We start from the raw sequence: 19,574 nt of genomic DNA on the forward strand, positions 1-19,574 counted from the left end.
TCTACGACTGTCTCCAGTCGGGACGACAGGATTTGAACCTGCGACCCCTTGACCCCCAGTCAAGTGCGCTACCAAGCTGCGCCACGTCCCGCCGCGATTCCTCCCGGTGTCCCGGGCGGCCGCGCAGGACAAACATTACCTCACTCGGTGGACCGCATCGACGCCCGTGCCTGCTGGGCGCGGGTCGCCAGGGATTCCGCACCGCAGGCCGTCGCCAGCTTGTACGCCCGCGCGAGCTCTCCCGGGGAACGGGCCGCGATGCCGTGCTCGACGAGGGCGAGCGCGAACTCGTAGCCGGACGGGGACGCCTCCAGATGGCGGACCGCCTCGGCCAGCAGCTGTTCGGCCTCCTCCGGGCGGGCGAACAGCGCGACGCAGCGCAGTGCCTCACCGATCGCGGTTTCCGTTCCGAAGCGCTCGGCGTGCACCCGGGCGGAGTTGGCGATCCGGGCGGCGCGGCCCGGGTCCTCCTCCGCCAGTGCGCGTGCCAGGTCGCCGGCCCAGGGTCCCCAGATGCCGTTGAACCTGCCGCGCGGTTCGAGGGCCCGGCCGGCCGCCTCCAGCTCGGTGACCGCTTCCTTCGTACGCCCCTCGGCCAGCAGCAGGCGGCCCCGGACGCACGGGCCGTCGGGCAGCACCATGGCACTGGGGTAGGGCGTGCCGAAGTCGTACCGGTCCGCGATCTTGCGGGCCTCCGCGACGCGGCCGCGGGCCAGCAGCGTGTCGATGAGCAGGCAGGCGGCGTCCCAGTGGACGGGCAGTCCGCTGCCGACCCGGTCGGCCAGGCGCAGGCCCTCGCGAAGGAACCCCTCGGCCTCCGCGAGACGCCCGCGACGGCGGTTGACCAGGCCGAGGAGCGTATGGGCGAAGGCCAGGTGGGCGCCGCTCCAGCCGGAGATCTCGAAGGCGCGCACCGCTTCGCCGAAGAGCTCCTCCGCGCGGTCGAGCCGGTCGGTGAAGGCATAGGTGATGCCGAGCAGGGTGGGGAGTTCGAAGCCCCATTCCGTATCGGTCCAGCCGAGGCCACGAGCAGGATGGCCGTTGACCAGGGCGCGTTCGCAGAGGTCGACGATCAGCTGGGAGTTCTCGCCGCGCAGCATGGCGTCGAAGGCCCGCAGGGTGAGCAGGGCCCGCTCCGCGTTGTCCCGGCCGGTGAGGTGGTCGGCGTTGGCGGCGAGCCGGCGGGAGCGGCCCGGACCGTCGTCCTCGGTCGCCTGCATGCCCTCCCAGAGGAAGTGCGCCGCCTGCAGACGCATCAGGCCGGGGCCGGGCGCGGTCCGCTCGGCCTCGGCCGCGAGGGCGAGCGCGGCCTCCTTGAGCTGGTTGTTGTGGGACAGCGCGGCGGCGAGCCGGAACGTGGCGTCGACCCGCAGGTTGTCGGCGAGTCCCGGGAGGTCGAGCGCGGCACGCAGATGCCGCACCGTGGTGGGCGGCGAGCTGAGCAGCGTGGCACAGCCCAGCTCGTAGAGCAGGGTGGCGTGCACGTCCTGGCGCGGTGGTTCCTCAAGGGCCCGTTCCAGACAGCGGCGGGCGGCCTCCGGGGCGCCGACGGCGAGGTGCTGTGCCGCGGCTGCCCGGAGTTGCTCGACCAGCTCGTGATCGTCGTCCGGATGGACTTCGAGCAGATGCCGGGAGGCCGCGGCGGGGCCGAGACCGGCCCGGGTGATGGCCCAGGCCGCCCGGCCGTGCATGGCGGTGCGGGTGGCCGGCGGAATCGAGCGGTACACGGCGGTGGCGATCAGCGGGTGCACGAACTCCAGTGGGTCGAAGCCGCTGACGATACGTGCCTCGCGCAGCCGGGCCGTGCAGTCCGCCGCCTCCGCGGGGCTCATTCCGGCCAGCGTCGCGGCGAGGTCCTGGGAGATGTCGGTGCCGAGCACGGCGGCGGCCCAGGCGAAGCGGTTGGCGTTGGTGCCGAGCCGTTCGAGCCGGGCGACCAGTCCGCTGCCCCGGGCCGAGGCGCCGAGTTCGCGCAGCAGCCCGGCGGACTCCTCCAGCGGGGCCAGCTCGCGGTCCTGGACCTTGGCGACGAGTTCGACCGCCTCGTACGGGTTGCCGCCGGTGACGGCCCAGACCTCACGGCAGAACGGGTCGTCCGCGTGTTCACCGAGGCCCGCGCGGACGAGTTCCGCGGTGGCGTCCGGGGTGAGGGCCCGCAGGGCGACCCGCACCTGCGCCGGATGCCCGCCCGCCGCGGTCTGCGCGGACTCCCGGGCGGCGAGCTCCTCCGGGCGGTGCGCCTGGACGACCAGGACGCGCAGTTCACCGAGCCGGGCGGTGAACGAGGCGAGCCAGGCGAGGGATTCGCCGTCGGCCCAGTGCGCGTCGTCGATGAGGAGCAGCAGCGGGCGGTGGCTCAGCCGGGAGGCGAGCCGTGAGACGACCCAGTCGAGGCCGTCGCGCACACCCTGCGGATCGGGCTGCGGGCCGGTCGGCTCGACGAGTCCGAGGGCGGGTGCGGTGATCTCGTACCAGGACCCGAAGAGGGCGCGTACGTCGTCGGCGGGGAGCTGTTCCAGTGCGGGCTGGAGCAGTTGGCGTACGACGTGGAACGGTACGGAGGTGACGGTCTCGCCGCCGCGTGCGGACCAGACGGTGCACCGGTCGGCCGCCATGGCCTGGATCTCGGCCAGCAGCGCTGTCTTGCCGATGCCGGCCTCGCCGCTGAAGATCAGCAGTCCGCCGGACGCCTGCGCGCCGCAGAGTGCGTCGACGGCTTGTGCGGCAGCGGCGATCTCCGGTTCGCGCTCGTACAGCGGCCGGGACGGTTGCATGTCTACCCTCCCCCAAAGTGGTACGGACAACTGTCGAGAGTAGTCGTGCGCGGGTGCCCACCGACAGTGCTTCGGGGAGTTCGCCGCAGGTGCGGGGCACAATCGAGGGGTGGACGAGACACGCAGGGACCGCGACACGGAAGGCCGGGCGCACAACGCGCGCCCCCGCGACGGGCTGGGGCGCCCCTTGCCGTACGGCTCGCCGGGGGTGGAGCGGCAGCCGGAGGGGGTGGTCCGCTCCCCGCAGGAGACCGTGCGGGAGGCGCAGCGGCTGCTGGACGCCGGGATGCCGTTCCACGCCCATGAGGTCTTCGAGGACGCGTGGAAGTGGGGCCCCGTGGCCGAACGGGAGTTGTGGCGCGGGCTGGCCCAGCTCGCGGTCGGGCTGACCCATGCCGCCCGGGGCAATGTGACGGGCGGTGCGCGGCTGCTGCGGCGGGGCGCGGCGGCGCTCACGGAGTTCCTGGACGGCTTGGACGGCGTGGAGTTCGTGGAGTCCGTGGACTCTGCCGCCGGTGGTGCTCCGGCGCACGGGATCGATGTCGGCGCGCTCACCGGCTGGGCGCGGGAGCTTGCCGGACGGGTGGAGGGGCCGGGTGCGGAGCCCGTCGATGCCGCTGCCGAGGCGCCACGACTGCGGGGCGGCGGCCGGTAGCCCGGCCGGTGGCGGGCGCCCGGGGCGCGGGTCCTTTCCCTCCCCTTGACCGAGAGCGGTGAACAGGGCCGCGCGAAGCTATTACCATCCCGCGTCATGAGCACTTCTGACCAGGACCAGTCCGTGGACACCCCGATAGCCGCACCCGACGCCGAGGAGCGTCGGCTGACACCACGTCAGGCGAGACGGCTGCGTATCGTCCTGTCCTCGGTCGGCATGGCCGCGATGGCGGTCGTCCTGGGGCTGCGGATCGCGAGCCGGTCCTCCGTCCTGGTGGTCGGGGTGTACGGGCTGGCGCTGATCCTGTGCGGGATCGTGATCGAGCTCAGCCGGAACGGCCGGACCCGGCTGGGCAGTTGGCTGCTGGGGATCGGGCTGCTCGCGGCGATCGGTTCGGACTGGCTGCTGATTCCCTGACCCCGGGAGCGCCGTCGGGTCAGCGCATGCGGATCCGTACGGTGTCGCCCTGCGGGTCCGCCCGGTCCAGCCAGTCCGCGGACAGATGGAGGGGGGCGCCGGGCCGGGCGGTAAGCAGCAGCCGCTGCCGGTGCAGCAGCCGCCCGTTCTGCCGGACCTCGAACAGCGGGGCGGCCCGGCGCCGCCCGGTGCGCAGGACGAAGCGGTTGTCCAGCGGCGGGTCCCCGTCGGGGCCGATGAGATTGGGCGCGATCCACATCAGCGGGGCCTCGACCGCGAGCGTCGTACGTCCGGTGGGCCAGGATCCGGTGGCCAGGTGGCGCAGTACGGGGGCGGCGGCCGCCCGTCCCTCTGCGGCCGCGGTGCCCGCGCTCTCCACCGCGTGCAGCAGATTCCCGATGGCGAAGACTCCGGGCTCGCCGGTCCGGTACGAGGCGTCGTGGGCGGGTCCGCGGGTGCCGGGGTCCAGGGCGACGGCGCCGCGCCGGGCCAGTTCGTGGTCGGGGATCCAGTCGCCCGTGAAGACCACGGTGTCGCAGCGGAGCGTCACGGTCCGGCCGTCCTCGTGCCGCACCGTGACCCCGGTGAGCCGGCCGCGACCGGTCAGGCCGGTCACGGTGGTGCGGCTGAGCACCGGTGCGCCTGGGCCCCGGCGCAGCGGGGCGAGGGGTTGCGGTGGACGGGCGGTCACTAGGGCGGCCACCTCGGCTCCGGCGGCGCGCAGGGTGTCGGCCGCGGCGTGGGCGACGGGTTCGTCGCCGACGACCACCGCGCGGGCGCCGATGTGCTGGTGGTGGAGGTGGACGGCCTGCTGCAGTTCTCCGGTGGTGTAGACGCCGGCGGGGCGGCTGCCGGGGACGAGCCGGGCGCTGCGGGGGCGTTCCCTGGCGCCGGTGGCGAGGAGGACGGCGCGGGCGGTGATCCGTTCCAGTCCGCCCGGTCCGGTGACGTCGAGGGTGCGGGGTCCGGCCCAGCCGGTGACGGTGGTGCCGGTACGCAGGGTGGCGCCGGCCCGTTCGGCGGCGGCCGCGCACCGCAGGGCGTACTCGGGGCCGCTCAGACCGCCGCTGCTGCTGGTGGTCCGGCGGCCGCCGAAGCCGCCGTGGTGGCAGTGGCGGGGAATGCCGCCCGCGCTCTGCTCGCGCTCCAGGACCTCCACCGGTACCCCGGACGCGGCGAGTTCGGCCGCCGCTCCGAGTCCGGCCGGGCCCGCTCCGACGACCAGCACGTCAGTCGTCCGCTCGCGGCGGGTCATGTCCGCGTCCTCCCGGTCAGTGCGCGGAGCCGGGCTCCGCAGTAGAAGCCCTGGCAGCGGCCGTTGCCGGCCCGCGTCCTGCGCGCGAGTCCCTCGACGGAGCGGGGCGGCAGTACGGAGTCCAGCGCGTCCCGGATCTCGCCCTCCGTGACGCGTTCACAGTGGCAGACCACGGTGCCGTAGGCGGGATCCGCCGCGATGAGACCGGCGTCCAGGTAGGGGCGCTCCGCGGCCTCTCCCAGGTTCGGCATGGTGACGGGCGGCAGCTCGGCGGGGGCGCCCAGTTCGAGGCCGGTCCGGGCGAGCAGCTCCGTGACGTGTGCGGCGATGGCCATGGAGGCGGTCAGCCCGGTGGACCTGATGCCGCCCACGGTGACGTAGCGCAGCTCCGGGTACTCCTTGATCCGGTAGTCCTCGTGTCCGGTGGCCGCCCGCAGCCCCGCGTAGACGGCGGTGACCTCCTCGTCGATCAGCCGGGGCAGGATGCGGCGGCCCTTCTCGCGGAGCAGCGCGATCCCGTCCTCCGTCGACTCGGTGGCGGCCTTGTCGTCGAGCTCCTCCGCGGTGGGGCCGAGCAGCACGTTGCCGAAGACGGTCGGTGCCACCAGGACGCCCTTGCCGGCGGCGGTGGGGACGGGGAGCAGGATGTGGCGGACGAGGTCGCGGGCGAGCTTGTCGTAGACGATGAGCTGTCCGCGGCGCGGGGTGACGGTGAAGGCGTCGTGCCCGAGGAGGCGGTCGATCTCGTCGGCGTGCAGTCCGGCGGCGTTGATCAGCGCCCGGGTGCGGAGCGGGCCGCGGGTGGTGGTCAGGGTGTGGATGCCGGTGCCGGGCCCCCTGTCGGGCTCGGTGCCGGGCTCAGTGCCGGGCTCGATGGCCGTGACGCGGCAGTCCAGGTGCAGGTGGACGCCGGCCAGGACCGCCTGGGTGGCGAAGGCGAGCGGGGTGGTCCACGGGCAGATGACGGATTCGTCGGGAATCTCCAGCGCACCGAGCGCGCCCGGCCCCAGGTGCGGTTCGAGCTCGGCGAGCCGGCTCGCGTCCAGCAGCCGGGCCGCGTGGTAGCCGTTGCTCTCGGCCTTGGCCAACAGGCCGGGAAGCGCGTCGAGTTGTTGCTGGTCCCAGGCGACGAGGAGGGCGCCGACGCGTTCGACGGGGATGCCCGTCTCGGCCGCGTACGCGGCGAGTTCGCGCTGCCCCTCGCGGACCAGCCGGGCCTCCAGCGAGCCGGGCACGGCGTCGAACCCGGTGTGCAGGATCGCGGTATTGGCCTTGGACGTGCCGTTGCCGATGTCGTCAGAGGCCTCGACGAGTGCGGTGCGGACACGGTGGCGGGCCAGTTCACGGGCGATGGCGGTGCCGACCACTCCGGCGCCGATGACCGTGACGTCGTAGTCCTGGCCGCCGGGCAGCGGCTGCCCGGCCCTGGTGACGGTCCGGATCATCGGCCGGTCCGGGAAGCGGTCACGACCGCTCCAGCAGGGTGCCGACAGCCGCCCGGAATCCAGCGAGCCGCTCGGCGGCCTCGTCGGGGCCGATCCTCGGCTCGTACACCGCGGCCGGCTCCCAGTCGGGCACCGCCCGGTGCGGCGAGAGCCCGGGATCGAGGCCGAGCCGGGCCACGGCGCCCACGCCGAGCGCGGTGACGTCGGGCAGCGCGGACACCTCGACGGGCCGTTGCAGCAGATCGGCCTGGGTCTGCATGAGCAGCGCGGAGCGGGTCAGCCCGCCGTCGACGCGCAGCGCCCCGGGCCGCTCCCCCAGGTCGGCCGCCACCGCTTCGGCCAGCTCGACCACCTGTGCGGCGATGCCCTCGCACAGCGCCCGCACCAGGTGTCCCGCGGTGGTTTCCAGGCTCAGTCCGGTCACCGAACCCCGGAGGTCGCCGCGCCACCAGGGGGCGGCGAGTCCGGCGAGTGCCGGTACGAAGGTGACGCCTCCGGAGTCGGGGACGGAGCCGCCGACCGGGTCGAGGTCCGCGGCGCCGGAGATCACCTTGAGGTCCGTGAGCCAGCGCACGGCCGAGGCCGCCGTGTAGACCTGCCCGTCCAGGCAGTAGCTGGTCCGCCCGCCGAGCCGCCAGGCCACGCAGCTGACCAGTCCGGTGGAGCTGCGGCGCGGCACCGGGCCCGTCTGGGCCAGCAGGAACGCACCGGTGCCGTAGGTGCACTTGGCGGTGCCAGGCTCCAGCGCGCCCTGGGCCAGCAGGGCGGCCTGCTGGTCGACGAGGAGGCCGGTCAGCGGCAGCTCGGGCCCGAACGCGGTCGTCGTCCCGAACGCTCCGGCGGCGTCGACCACCGACGGCAGCCGTTCGTCCCCGAGACCGAAGATGTCCAGTGCGGCGGGTGACCAGCCGACCCGGTCGAGGTCGAGCAGCTGAGTGCGTCCGGCAGTCGCGGCGTCCGTGACGAACTCTCCGGTGAGCCGGTGGACGAGCCAGGAGTCACTGGTCGTCACGACTCCCTCGCGGGTCAGTTCGCGGCGGATCCAGGCCATCTTCGGCGCGGCGAAGTAGGGATCGAGGGGCAGTCCGGTGAGCTCTCTCAACTCCTCCTCGTGTTCCGCGAGTTCCGCACACAGACCGGCGGAACGGCGGTCCTGCCAGACGATCGCCTCGGTGAGCGGCCTGCCGGTCTCCGGGTCCCAGGCAAGCACGGTCTCGCCCTGATTGGCGAGGCCGACGGCGACGGCCGGTTCGCCCGCCCCGGCCAGGGCCCGCCGTCCGGCGTCGACGACCGAATCGAACAGCTCGGCCGGGTCCACCTCGACCACTCCGCCGGAGCCGAACCGGGGGCGTACGGGCGCCGAAGCGGAACCGATCACACCCCGCTCCGGACAGATCACCAGCGCCTTGGTGCCGGAGGTCCCCTGGTCCACGGCGAGTACCGGCCCTGTCATCGGCTCTCCAGCGGTACGCAAGCTCCGGCGCTTGAACGGAATCGTGATCTTCGGTGGCGGGACCCCAGAGTGGTGCAGCCCAGCGGTTGAGTCAAGCACCCCAAATGCGTATGTCCGGAACCGTCCTTTGAAGTCCAACCTCCCATTCGCTGACGTGACTTGAATAAGATCCACGATTCATTCGGGGGTTCGGCGCAATGGGCTCTACACTCACCGCCGAACAACAACCGGACGCTTTAAAGCAGTTCATATTTCAAACAGGTGCTTCACCCCCCACGTCCTTGAGGATCGATGAGAACGACACCATGCCCAGAGCACGTCCATGGCCAACAGTGATTTCCGGCCGGTCTACCATCCGGCCGGCCACGACAACGAACTCCGTTCCGCGTTACAGGACTTACGGACGGGGCGCTGGCTCTCCATGCGCGATCTGCTGGAGGGCACCCCGGACTGGACCCTGTGGACCCAGCGCACCCAGGTGCTCGGAGCCGTCGCCGCGGGCTCGGACGCGGTACAGGCCTGGCTGACCGAGGAGCCCCGCAGCGTCGCGGCCACCGTGATGCACGCCCGGGTCGTCGTGGAACGGGCCGTCCGGGCCCACCGCGAGGGGCACGGCCGCGCCCAGGAGCTGTGGCAGCAGGCCTGGGAGGCCTGCCGCTCTGCCGCCCACGCCTCGCCCGCCGACCCGGTCCCCTGGGTGTGCCTGCTGGCCCTCTCCCAGCTGGACGAGCGCCAGCGGCTGGAGGAGCACCGGCTGCGTCCGCCGGGGCCCATGCTCTTCCCCGGCCCCTGGGGCCTGCTGGCGGAGGCGGACAAACGCGATCCGTACAACCGCGAGGCGTACCACCGGATGCTCCAGTTCGTGTACGCGCGCAAGGCAGGCGGCTCCCTCTCCGAAGCGGTCAACTTCGTTCAGTGGGCGGCCTCCTCCGCGCCGGACGGGTCCGCGCTCCATGTGCTTCCGCTGTATGTGCGGGTCGAGCGCTACCGGCGCGAACACGGCCACGAGAAGGCCCTGGACCTGCACTGGGTGACCGAGGACGCGGAGCGCGACGCCGTCCGCGCTCTGGAGATCTGGTTCCTGCGCACGCCTGCGGCCGGCCATACGCTGCTCGACCTCAACCATCTGGCGCACGCCCTGTGGGGGGCGCTCAAGTTCGCCGACGCGGCACCGGTGTTCAGGGAGCTCGGCCCCTACTTCACCTCGGTGCCCTGGGCCTACCGCACCCGCGGCCCCAAGGACCCCGGCGGCGCCGAGGAAGTGTTCCTGCGCGCCCGCGGCCGCGCGCTGGCCGCGGCCCGCGACCCCGGCAGAGGACCGCACGGCTGAGCAGGCACCCGCACCGCCCTTCCGCGCGCCCGCGCCGTCCCCTCTCTGTCCCCAGCACACCGTCCCCCGCACCATCACCGCTCACGGAGGTCCCCCCATGTCCATATCCACCTCGCCCCACACGGGTTCCGAGGCCAACACGCCGAAGGACGAGGAACAGCGGCTGCGCGAGCTGGGCTACCAGCCGGTGCTCGCACGCCGGATGGGCGGCTTCGGCAACTTCGCCATCAGCTTCTCCGTCATCTCGATCCTGTCCGGCTGCATGACGCTGTACGGCTTCGGCATGTCGACGGGCGGGCCGGCGGTGATGCTGTGGGGCTGGGCCGGTGTCGGCCTGTTCGTGCTCTGCGTGGGCATGGCGCTCGCCGAGGTCACCAGCGCGTACCCGACCTCCGGAGCGCTGTACTACATGGCGGACCGGCTCGGCGGCCGCAAGTGGGGCTGGTACACGGGCTGGCTGAATCTGCTCGGGCTGCTCGGCGCGATCGCCGGCATCGACTACGGGGCCGCGCTGTTCACCGGGGCGTTGATGAATCTGCAGTGGGGGTTCACCCCCACCCCGGGCAGGACGATGGTCATCTTCCTCTGCATCCTGCTGCTGCACGCCGTGCTGAACTTGTTCGGTGTGCGGCTCGTCAGCGTGCTCAACTCGATCAGCGTGTGGTGGCACCTGGCGGGCGTCGCGGTGATCGTCTCCGTACTGGCGATCGTTCCCTCGCACCACCAGTCGCCGTCGTTCGTCTTCACCGAGTTCGTCAATGACACCGGCTGGGAGAACCCGCTCTACGTGGCGGCGATCGGCCTGCTGCTGGCCCAGTACACCTTCTGCGGCTACGACGCCTCCGCCCACCTGTCGGAGGAGACCTCGAACGCCTCGGTCTCCGCGGCCCGCGGCATCGTCCGCTCGATCTGGGTCTCCTGGGTGGCCGGCTTCGTCCTGCTCGCCGGGCTGACCTTCGCGATCCAGGACTACGCGGGCACCCAGGACAGCGCCACCGGGGTGCCGCCCGCCCAGATCCTGATCGACGCGCTGGGCACCTCGGGCGCCACGGCCATGCTGCTGATCGTGATCGCGGCGCAGCTGTTCTGCGGCAACGCCGAGGTCGCCGCCGCCAGCCGGATGGTGTTCGCCTTCAGCCGGGACAACGCGCTGCCCGGCTCCGCGCTGTGGCGCAAGGTGAGCGCCCGCACCCAGACGCCGGTGAACGCGGTGTGGCTGTCGGTCGTCGTCGCCGGACTGCTCGCCGTTCCCTCTCTGTACTCCGCGACCGCGTACGGCGCGGTGACCGCGATCAACGTCATCGGCATCACGCCCGCCTACGCGATCCCGATCTTCCTGAAGCTGCGCGCCGGTGACCGCTTCGAGCGCGGGCCGTGGCACCTGGGCCGCTGGTCGAAGCCGGTCGGCTGGATCGCCGTGGTGTGGGTCTCGATCGTCACCGTGCTGTTCCTGCTGCCGCAGTCGTCCCCGGTGACGATCGACTCGATGAACTACGCCTCGATCGCGCTGGTCGCCGTGCTGGTACTGGCCACCGTGTGGTGGTTCGTCGCGCGGCGTTCGTACAGCACGCCGTCGGCGTACGGCAACGCCCGTGAGCAGGCGGAGATCGAGGAAGGCATCATCTGACGCCTCGACCCGTCGCGGAACCGGCGGCCCTCCTCGATCACCGCGATCCGGGAGGCCGCCGGTTCCGTGACGCGCCCCGTCAGTTCAGCAGCAGTTGGAGGCCGCCCAGCACGGTCGCGCCGATGACCAGGCGTTCGAAGAGCATCTGGTTGATGCGGTCCACGCACGTGCGGCCGATCCAGGCGCCGGGGAGCACGAACAGCAGCATGCAGGCGTCGAGCAGCAGCGAGCGCCCGTCGATCAGTCCGAGGCCCACGCTGAACGGCACCTTGGACGTGTTGACGATCAGGAAGAACCACGCGGAGGTGCCGAGGAAGCCGAGCTTGCGGAATCCGGCGGAGAGCAGATAGAGCGACATGACCGGGCCGCCCGCGTTGGCGACCATGGTGGTGAAGCCGCCGAGCACCCCGTACGAGCGGGTCTTCAGCCGCTCCGCCGTGTCCGGTGGGCCCGCTTCCACCGAGGGCTCCCCGCTCCCGGCGGCGGTGCGGCGGCGGCGCCAGATCGTGACGCCCGCCATGAAGAGCAGGATCGCTCCGATCGAGGTCCGTACGGCGGCGTCGCCCGCCCACATCATGAACAGCGTGCCCGCCACCACGCCGACGGCGACGGCGGGGAAGAGCCGCAGCAGCGTCGGCCAGTGCGCGTGGCGGCGGTAGGTGAGCACGGCGAGCACATCGCCGGCGATGAGGATCGGGAGCAGCACTCCGGTGGACTCGCGGGCGGGGAGTACCGCCGCGAAGACCGCGAGACTGATCGTGTTGGCGCCGCTGACGGCCGTCTTGGAGAAGCCGACGAGCGCGGATGCCGCGGCCAGTGCCGCCAGTTGCCAGAGCGTGAGAGTGTCCATGCCGAAAACAGATCGTAATCTGCCATGATTTTCGGCCTTTACCCAGCCGGGGAAGCGGCATGGCTATGCTGCGCTCCAAGCGCTCACTGGAAGCGTTCAAACGAACAACGCGCAGCGGTACGGCAGGGGGCCAGCAGCATGCGGGAGCCGGTTGAGCTCAGGCGTCAGCGGATCATGTCGGTGGTGGAGTCGCGGGGCCCGGTCAAGGTCAGCGTGCTCGCCGCGGAACTGGACGTCTCCGTGGTCACGGTCCGGCGCGACGTCGAGGAGCTGACCCGGGCCGGGCGGCTGCGGCGCGGTCACGGCGTGGCCAGGCCGCTGCGGGAACCGGCGGGCGCCGCGCCCTCACCGGCCGTGCGGGGCGACGGTCCGGCCGCTGAGGGCGGGGCGGTCGCGCTGGTCGTGCCGGAGCGGCATTCGTACCTGTACGAGACGCTGCACGGCGCCCGCAGCGTGCTGGAGGAGGCCGGGATCCGGATCGCGCTGCACATCGCACCGCAGTCGGCGGGTGCCGAACGGCCGCTGGTGGAACGGGCGCTGGCGGACGGGGCGCGGGGGCTGCTGATCGCACCGCGCTGGCGCCACGCGCTCTCCGAGGAGCTGGACTACGGCTGGCTGGCGGACGTGGGGGTGCCGACCGTGCTGATGGAGCGGCGGCCCCGGCCGGGCAGCGCGCTGCACGCCCTGGACTCCGTCTGTTCCGACCACTGGTACGGGGTGCACCTGGCCGTGGAGCACCTGGTGGCGCTGGGCCATCGCCGGATCGTGCTGGCCGCCCGTGACGACAGCCCGACGGCCCGCACGGTGCGTGCCGCGTTCGCCTCGATCGCGGCCGAGCGCCCAGAGGTGGCGGACTGGACGGTCGTGCTGAGCTCATCGAACGCGGTGCCGGGCCCGGGTCCGGCCGAGGCGGGGCAGGCGCCGCCCGTCTTCCCCGGGAGCGCCGGCCACGCGCCCGACCTGGCCGCACTGCTGCGTGAGCGCGGGGCCACGGCGGCGGTGCTGCACGGCGACGTGGACGCGCTGATGCTGGTGCAGCGCCTGGCCGAGAACGGTGTGCGCGTGCCCGGGGACTGCTCCGTGGTGGCGTACGACGACGTGGTCGCGGCCCTCGGCAGCACGCCGCTGACCGCGGTGTCGCCGCCCAAGGCGGAGATCGGCAGGGCGGCCGCCGAGCTGCTGCTCCACCGGCTCTCCGGTGCGGCCGGTGCGGCCGGGCCGGTGCGCCGGACGGAGCTGCTGCCGGAGTTGAAGGTCCGCGGATCGGCCCAGGCGGTCACTCTCACCACAGACTGATCGTTTGACCGCTTTAATTTTCTTCTGAGCGATCTATTGACCGTTACCGATCAGCCGAACAGGATTCCCCGTGTCCTCAATCGAGAGCCGCGGGAGGCGCCCATGCCCGGTCGACAGAGCCGTCGGTCCATGCTCGCCACGATGGCCGCAGTACCGCTGGCGGGCGCCCTGAGCGCCTGTAGCGGTGGCACATCGGGGTCGAAGAGCACGAGCAGGACCAGCGAGGCCGGCGGGACCGGCCGCAACGCCACGCACATCACCTTCTGGTCCGCGCTGCGCGGCAGCAAGGAGGTGGTGGACGCGTTCAACCGGACGCACCGGACGATCCAGGTCGACTTCCAGCAGATACCCTCCGGGCCCCAGGGCGGTTACGCGAAGCTCAGCAACGCCTCCCGGGCCGGCAACGCCCCGGACGTCGCGACGATCGAGTACCCCCAGATCCCCGGTTTCGCCATCGACGGGGTCGCCCTGGACATCACGGACATGCTGAGCGATGGCCTGCGCGCCAAGCTGCTGCCGCAGGCGCTGGGGCTCACCACGTTCGAGAAGCGCGTCTTCAGCCTGCCGCTCGACGTCGAACCGATGGTGATGCACTATCGCAAGGACCTGTTCGCGAAGTACGGCATCGAAGTCCCGCGCACCTGGGAGGCGTTCGAGGAGGCGTCCCGCACCGTGCGGGAGAAGGCGCCCGGCCGGCGGCTCTCCGCGTTCGCCACCGACGGCGCCTTCCAGTTCGCCTCCTTCGCCTGGCAGGCCGGTGGCCAGTGGTTCGACACCCGCGGCGGCGCCTGGAACGTGTCGCTGGCCGACGCGCCGACCCGCCGGGTGGCGGCGTACTGGCAGCGGATGATCGACGAGGACCTGGTCGTCATGAGCCCGGTGGACAGCAGGGCCTACGACGCCCAGCTCAGCACCGGCGAGGTCATGGTCCGGTTCAGCGGCGCCTGGGAGGCCGGGGCGCAGATGAACGCCAGGCCCGGTCAGAAGGGCCAGTGGGCCATCGCCCCCCTCCCCCAGTGGCGCGGGGCAGAACCGGCGCTCGGCACCCACGGCGGATCGACGTTCGCGGTCACCAGCAGCAGCGACCACCCGGAAGCCGCGCTGGAGTTCATCGAGTGGCAGGTCGCGCACCCCGACGCGCTGCTGGCCCGGCTCTCCAGCGGGGCCAGCAGCCAGTACCCGGCCGCCCCCGGACTCGTCGCCGTCGGCCGCAAGGCCTTCGACCGCGCCTACTACAGCGGCCAGGACATCTACACGCTCTTCGACCAGGAGGCCCACAAGATCCGGGACGGCTGGACGTGGGGACCCCGGATGACCGCCACCCAGAAGGTCATGCAGGACGGCTTCGCCCGGGTGGGCGGCGGCCAGGGCTCGGTCATCGAGTCCGTGCGCGCCGCACAGCGGGGCACGATGCCCGACCTCAAGGCGCTGGGCCTGTCCACCACAGAACACAGCAGCTGATCCGCGGCCCGTACCCGTACCCGGCAGCAGACCCGCAGCCCGTACCCGTACCCGGCAGCGGACCCGCAGCCCGCAGCCCGTACCCGTACCCGGCAGCAGATCCGCGGCCCGTCCCCGATCCCAGCAGCAGAGAGGCAGGTGACACCGATGACCAGCCCGCTCACCACGCAGGCTTCCGCCCCCGTGGACGCGACCGGTTCCGCCGCGTCGCCGAATCCCACCCCGCCCCCGGGCACCCCCCGCAAGTCCGCCCGGCGCCGTGAACTCGGCGCGGCCGGCGCCCTGATGACCCCCTTCTTCATCCTCCTGGTGACGGTCTTCCTGATCCCGGTCGGCACCGCCGTCTGGCTCAGCTTCTTCGCCGACGACCAGCCCGGCCTCGGCTTCGGCCCCGAGCACCGGGTCTTCGTCGGGCTGCGCAGCTACACCGCCGTGCTGACCGACCCGACGTTCCTCAGCGGCCTGGGCACCGTCGTCCTGTACTGCCTCATCTACATCCCGGTCATGGTGATCGGCGCGCTCGCACTGGCGCTGCTGCTGGACTCCGGAGTGGTGCGGCTGCGCTCCTGGGCGCAGCTCGGGCTCTTCCTGCCGCACGCGGTGCCCGGCATCATCGCCGCCGTCATCTGGCTCTACCTCTACACGCCCGGTCTGAGCCCGGTGGTCGACCTGCTCGGCAAGGCCGACATCACGATCGACTTCCTCGGCGTGCACACGGTCGTGCCGTCGATCGTGAACATCGCCCTGTGGAGCAACCTCGGCTACAACATGGTGGTCTTCTACGCCGCGTTGCAGGCCGTGCCGCGCGAGGTCATCGAGGCGTCCGTCGTCGACGGTGCCGGACCGGTCCGGACCGCGCTCCAGGTCAAGACGCCGCTGGTGCGCTCCTCCATCGTGATGGTCGCGATGTTCACCCTGATCTTCGCGCTCCAGCTCTTCACCGAGCCGATGCTGCTGAGCCAGTCGACGCCGATGATCAGCTCCCGGTTCTCGCCCAGCATGTACATCTACGACGCCGCGTTCACCCGTAACAACTACGGGCTGGCCGCCGCGGCTTCGGTCGTCCTGCTGGTCCTCACGATCGCGCTCTCCTACGGCGTGACCCGCTGGACCAACCGCTCCAACGCCCCAGAGGAGGACGTCCGATGAGCGCGACGAGTCCCGCCCGCACCGCCGCCGCCCTGCGCCCCCGGCTGCTCGGCCGCTCCGTCGTCAACCTGGTAGTCGCCATCTCCGTGCTGTACACACTGCTGCCGGTGCTGTGGCTGGTGCTCGCCTCTTCGAAGGACCGCGACGCCCTGTTCGGCAGCGATGTGCTCTCGCTCGACCACTTCTCCTTCGCGCAGAACCTCAAGGACCTGTTCGCGATGGACGGCGGTGTGTACGGGCGCTGGTACGGCAACAGCCTGCTGTACGCGGTCCTCGGCGCGGCGCTCGGCGCGCTGATCAGCATCGCCTGCGGGTACGCCTTCGACAAGTACCGATTCCCGCACAAGGAGAAGCTGTTCGGCCTGGTCCTCGCGGCGGTGATGGTGCCGCAGACCGTGCTGGCGCTGCCGCTGTACCTGATGGCGTCCGGCACCGGCCTGGTCAACACCTTCTGGTCCGTGTTCATCCCGGTGCTCTTCAACCCGTTCGGCGTGTACCTGGGGCGGATATTCAGCCAGGGTTACGTGCCCAACGAGGTGCTGGAAGCGGCCCGGGTGGACGGGGCCGGGGAGCTCACCACGTACTTCCGGGTCGCGCTGCGGATGCTCGGTCCGGGGCTGGTCACGGTGTTCCTCTTCCAGCTCACCGCGATCTGGAACAACTTCTTCCTGCCCATGGTGATGCTGTCCGACCAGGACCTGTATCCCGTCAGTCTCGGTCTGTACACCTGGAACAGCTCCGCCACCGTCTCACCCGAGTACTACCCCGTGGTCATCATGGGTTCGCTGCTCGCGGTCCTGCCGTTGATCCTCGCCTTCGCGCTGCTCCAGCGCTTCTGGAAGTCGGGGCTCACCGCGGGCGCCGTCAAGTAGCCGTACCGGTCCGCACATCGTCCCCGTACCAGGAGAAAGATGCCAAGCACCGCCGTTCCCACCCCCGCCGCCCGGCGCAGGCCGCGTGCCGCCGTCGCGATGAAACCGGATGCCGCGGCCGCCCTGCTGGACGCTCCGTCGCTGGACGCGCTCTCGCGGGTGTGCGATCTCGCGCCGCTGCCCGTGCTCGACGACTTCACCACAGAGCGGGCCCGTGCCGTGCTCGCGGACACGGAGCTGCTGGTCACCGGCTGGGGCTGTCCGCCGCTCGATGAGGCGGCGCTGGCCGCCGCGCCCCGGCTGCGCGCCGTCGCGCACACGGCCGGAAGCGTGCGCGGGCACATCACAGAGGCCTGCTGGGATCGCGGCATCGAGGTCTCTTCGGCCGCCGCGGCGAACGCCCTGCCGGTCGCGGAGTACACCGTCGCGATGATCCTGCTCTCCGGCAAACAGGCGCTGGAACGGGCCCGCGACTACCGCGCAGAGCGCCACCGAGGCAACTGGCTGGCCACCTCCCCGCAGGTGGGCAACTACGGCCGGACCGTGGGCATCCTGTCCGCCTCGCTCATCGGCCGCCGGGTCATCGAGCTGCTGCGCCCCTACGACCTGCGGGTGCTGCTGCACGATCCGTACGTCTCCGACGAGGAGGCGGCCGCGCTCGGCGTCCGGCCGGTGGACCTCGGCGAACTGTTCGCACGCAGCGACGTGGTGAGCGTCCACACCCCGCTGCTGCCCGCCACCCGCAAGCTCGTCAGCCGTGAACTGCTCATGTCCATGCGGCCGGACGGGGTGCTCGTCAACACCGCGCGCGGCGCCGTCGTCGACCAGGACGCGCTGACCGACGTACTGCTGCAGCGCCGCATCCGGGCGGTCCTCGACGTCACGGACCCCGACACGCTGCCGGCCGAACACCCCCTGTGGGACTGCGAGAACGCCCTGATCACCCCGCATCTCGCGGGTTCCCAGGGCAACGAGTGGCGGCGGCTCGTCGATCTGGCCGTGAGCGAGAGCGAACGCTGGGCCGCGGGCGACGGATTCGCCCATCCCGTACGACGCGAAAGGCTGGCCTTCCTCGCATGAACCGACCGCACCCCGACTCCCCGCTGGAGCTCCCCGCCGACGACCGGGCGAAGAGCCCGGTCACCGGCTACACCCGCGCGCACTGGGAGGCCGCCGCGGACGGACTGCTGAAGGCCGCCTGGCAGTGGGCCACTCCCGGCAGCGCGATGCTCGACCTGCCGGGACGCCCGTCCGCGTCCGGGGTCCGCTCCGACGGGCTTGAGGGATACGCGCGCACGTTCCTCGCCGCCGCCTTCCGGGTCGCGGGCGCGGGCGGCAAGGACCCCCACGGCTGGCTGGAGCGGTACGCGGACGGGCTCGCGGCCGGTACCCGTACGCCGGGCCGGGACGACGCCGAGTCCTGGCCGCTGATCCGCGACCACACCGTCTTCGGCCAGCCCATGGTGGAGTCCGCCTCCGTCGCCATCGGGCTGCGGCTCACCCGGCCCTGGCTCTGGGACCGGCTGGACCCGGCCGTGCAGGACCGTGCGGAGGAGTGGCTGCGCGGCGCCCTGCGGCACACCCCGGCGGCGAACAACTGGTACCTGTTCCCGTACTCGGTCGCCGGGTTCCTGGAGTCGGTCGGCCGGGGCGACGCGGAGACCGCACGGGCCCGGGAGCGGGCCCGCGACCTGATGGAGGTCTGGTACCGGGGACAGGGCTGGTACGCGGACGGCGACGGCCGCGCCTTCGACCACTACAACGGCTGGGCGCTGCACCTCTACCCCGTGCTCGACGCCCACCTCTCCGGCGACGCGGAGTTCGCCGCGCACTACGGGGCGCGGCTGAGTGAACACCTGGAGAGCTTCGGCCTGCTGTTCGGCGGGGACGGGGCACCGATCCACTTCGGCCGCTCACTCACCTACCGGTTCGCGGCCGGTGCGGCGGTCGGGCTCGGTGCGCTGACCGGGCACACCCCGCTCACGCCGGGCGCGTCGCGCCGGGTGATCAGCGGGGCGCTGCGCTACTTCCTGGACCGGGGCGCGACGGGCACCGACGGGCTGCTGAGCCTGGGCTGGCACGGGCCGCACGAGGCGACGCTCCAGCCCTACTCGGGTCCCTCGTCCCCCTACTGGGCGTCCAAGGCCTTCGTATCCCTGCTGGCCCCTGAGGACCACTCGCTGTGGACGGCGACCGAGGAGCCGGCGCCGAGCGAGGGGCCGGACCGGGTGCTCGCGCTGCCCGCGCCCGGCCTGCTCGTCCAGTCGACCCGGGCGGACGGGATCGTCCGGCTGCACAACCACGGCAGCGACCATGTCAGGCCGCACGAGGGCGAGTCGGCGGCGCAGGACGATCCGCTGTACAGCCGCCAGGCGTACTCGACGGTCACCGGCCCCACGGCCCCGGCCAACGCCGCGGACAACCATCTGGCCGTGCTCGTCGGCGGTAACCGCAGCCGCCGCCGCGCCATCCGCCCGCTCGGCGCGGGCGGCGGCGACGGCTGGGGCTGGGCCGCCTCCTGGCACCGCCCGGTCTTCGCGAGCGGCGCCGCCACGGAGCCGGGACTGCGGGTGGAGAGCGTGACGGTGGTCCGCGGCCGCTACGAGCTCCGGGTGCACCGGGTGCTCGGCGCGCCTCCCGGCGCCCGGGTCGAGGAGACGGGCTGGGCGACCGGACCGGGGTCCTCGGTCACGTCCGCGCTGCACGGTCTGCACGGCTGGGAGTCACAGGACGAGGTACGCGCCCCGCAGGGCACCGCCTACACGCCCTGGGCGGTGCTGCCCCGGCTGGGCGCCGACGCGGAGGGCACGGTGGTGCTGGTCGCGCTCGCCTCGCTCACCGCGGAGCCCGGCGCGGCCGCGCTCGACGCGGTGGTGAGCGGGGTGAACGTCGACGGGGACACGGTCGAGGTGTGCTGGGCCGAGGACGCGGCGACGACCCGGGTCCGCTTCGGCCCGGTGACGGTCGAGCACGGATAGCCGACGGGCGGG

The 19,574-nt window shown here is 72.4% G+C and carries 15 protein-coding genes and 1 tRNA gene; 10 read left to right on the forward strand and 6 right to left on the reverse strand.

All coding sequences use genetic code 11. The features are described from left to right. Positions 1–17: 17 nt before the first annotated feature. Both ACZ601_RS02645 and ACZ601_RS02650 read right to left on the reverse strand, forming a co-directional pair. Positions 18–91, reverse strand: a tRNA-Pro gene (locus tag ACZ601_RS02645). Positions 92–140: 49 nt separating this feature from the next. Continuing rightward, positions 141–2,774 (reverse strand): ATP-binding protein, encoded by a 2,634-nt coding sequence (locus tag ACZ601_RS02650; RefSeq protein WP_469532248.1) that lies wholly within the window; start codon positions 2,772–2,774, stop codon positions 141–143. 109 nt (positions 2,775–2,883) lie between these two features. Between ACZ601_RS02650 and ACZ601_RS02655 the strand changes: the two genes are divergently transcribed. Together ACZ601_RS02655 and ACZ601_RS02660 are read left to right on the forward strand one after the other, a co-directional pair. Further along, positions 2,884–3,429 carry a DUF309 domain-containing protein gene (locus ACZ601_RS02655; protein WP_469532250.1) on the forward strand — a complete coding sequence of 182 codons (546 nt, stop codon included), beginning with the start codon at positions 2,884–2,886 and terminating at the stop codon, positions 3,427–3,429. Positions 3,430–3,525: 96 nt separating this feature from the next. Continuing rightward, positions 3,526–3,846, forward strand: coding sequence for a hypothetical protein (locus tag ACZ601_RS02660; RefSeq protein ID WP_311301909.1), 321 nt, complete (start codon positions 3,526–3,528; stop codon positions 3,844–3,846). A 19-nt stretch (positions 3,847–3,865) separates the two neighbouring features. Here ACZ601_RS02660 and ACZ601_RS02665 read toward each other — a convergent pair whose 3' ends face one another. From ACZ601_RS02665 to ACZ601_RS02675, 3 genes are read right to left on the reverse strand one after another with little or no spacing between them, the layout of a single operon-like run. Beyond that, a complete protein-coding gene (locus ACZ601_RS02665) occupies positions 3,866–5,101 on the reverse strand; it encodes an FAD-dependent oxidoreductase (RefSeq protein ID WP_469532251.1) in 1,236 nt (411 codons plus the stop codon). After that, on the reverse strand, positions 5,098–6,546 hold the full coding sequence (locus tag ACZ601_RS02670) for an FAD-dependent oxidoreductase (RefSeq protein ID WP_469532254.1): 1,449 nt from the start codon (positions 6,544–6,546) through the stop codon (positions 5,098–5,100). The genes ACZ601_RS02665 and ACZ601_RS02670 overlap by 4 nt, the downstream gene beginning before the upstream one ends. Positions 6,547–6,565: 19 nt before the next feature. Further along, positions 6,566–7,999, reverse strand: coding sequence for an FGGY family carbohydrate kinase (locus ACZ601_RS02675; protein WP_469532256.1), 1,434 nt, complete (start codon positions 7,997–7,999; stop codon positions 6,566–6,568). A 322-nt stretch (positions 8,000–8,321) separates the two neighbouring features. Here ACZ601_RS02675 and ACZ601_RS02680 point away from each other — a divergent pair, with 322 nt between their 5' ends. Together ACZ601_RS02680 and ACZ601_RS02685 are read left to right on the forward strand one after the other, a co-directional pair. After that, entirely contained in the window at positions 8,322–9,329 is a 1,008-nt protein-coding gene (locus ACZ601_RS02680) for a hypothetical protein (protein WP_469532258.1), read from the forward strand. Between the two features lie 97 nt (positions 9,330–9,426). Next, the gene (locus tag ACZ601_RS02685; RefSeq protein ID WP_469532259.1) at positions 9,427–10,956 is read left to right on the forward strand and encodes an amino acid permease; all 1,530 of its coding nucleotides are present in this window, start codon (positions 9,427–9,429) and stop codon (positions 10,954–10,956) included. 79 nt (positions 10,957–11,035) lie between these two features. Here the strand turns inward: ACZ601_RS02685 and ACZ601_RS02690 are convergent, their stop codons facing one another. Next, positions 11,036–11,806: a sulfite exporter TauE/SafE family protein gene (locus ACZ601_RS02690; protein ID WP_469532261.1), complete on the reverse strand. Its 771-nt coding sequence runs from the start codon at positions 11,804–11,806 to the stop codon at positions 11,036–11,038. A 138-nt stretch (positions 11,807–11,944) separates the two neighbouring features. Between ACZ601_RS02690 and ACZ601_RS02695 the strand changes: the two genes are divergently transcribed. From ACZ601_RS02695 to ACZ601_RS02720, 6 genes are all read left to right on the forward strand, one after another. Continuing rightward, entirely contained in the window at positions 11,945–13,102 is a 1,158-nt protein-coding gene (locus ACZ601_RS02695; protein ID WP_469532262.1) for a substrate-binding domain-containing protein, read from the forward strand. A 102-nt stretch (positions 13,103–13,204) separates the two neighbouring features. Beyond that, a complete protein-coding gene (locus ACZ601_RS02700) occupies positions 13,205–14,563 on the forward strand; it encodes an ABC transporter substrate-binding protein (RefSeq protein ID WP_469532264.1) in 1,359 nt (452 codons plus the stop codon). Between the two features lie 147 nt (positions 14,564–14,710). Beyond that, positions 14,711–15,712 carry a carbohydrate ABC transporter permease gene (locus ACZ601_RS02705; protein WP_469532265.1) on the forward strand — a complete coding sequence of 334 codons (1,002 nt, stop codon included), beginning with the start codon at positions 14,711–14,713 and terminating at the stop codon, positions 15,710–15,712. Beyond that, on the forward strand, positions 15,709–16,584 hold the full coding sequence (locus ACZ601_RS02710) for a carbohydrate ABC transporter permease (RefSeq protein WP_469532267.1): 876 nt from the start codon (positions 15,709–15,711) through the stop codon (positions 16,582–16,584). Before ACZ601_RS02705 ends, ACZ601_RS02710 begins: the two co-directional genes overlap by 4 nt. A 39-nt stretch (positions 16,585–16,623) precedes the next feature. After that, complete coding sequence (locus tag ACZ601_RS02715; RefSeq protein WP_440575186.1) at positions 16,624–17,664, forward strand: hydroxyacid dehydrogenase; 1,041 nt, start codon at positions 16,624–16,626, stop codon at positions 17,662–17,664. Beyond that, positions 17,661–19,562, forward strand: a complete 1,902-nt coding sequence (locus ACZ601_RS02720) for a DUF2264 domain-containing protein (RefSeq protein ID WP_469532269.1) — start codon at positions 17,661–17,663, stop codon at positions 19,560–19,562. The genes ACZ601_RS02715 and ACZ601_RS02720 overlap by 4 nt, the downstream gene beginning before the upstream one ends. Positions 19,563–19,574: the final 12 nt, after the last annotated feature.

The sequence above is a fragment of the Streptomyces sp. NPDC104307 genome (assembly GCF_055584045.1).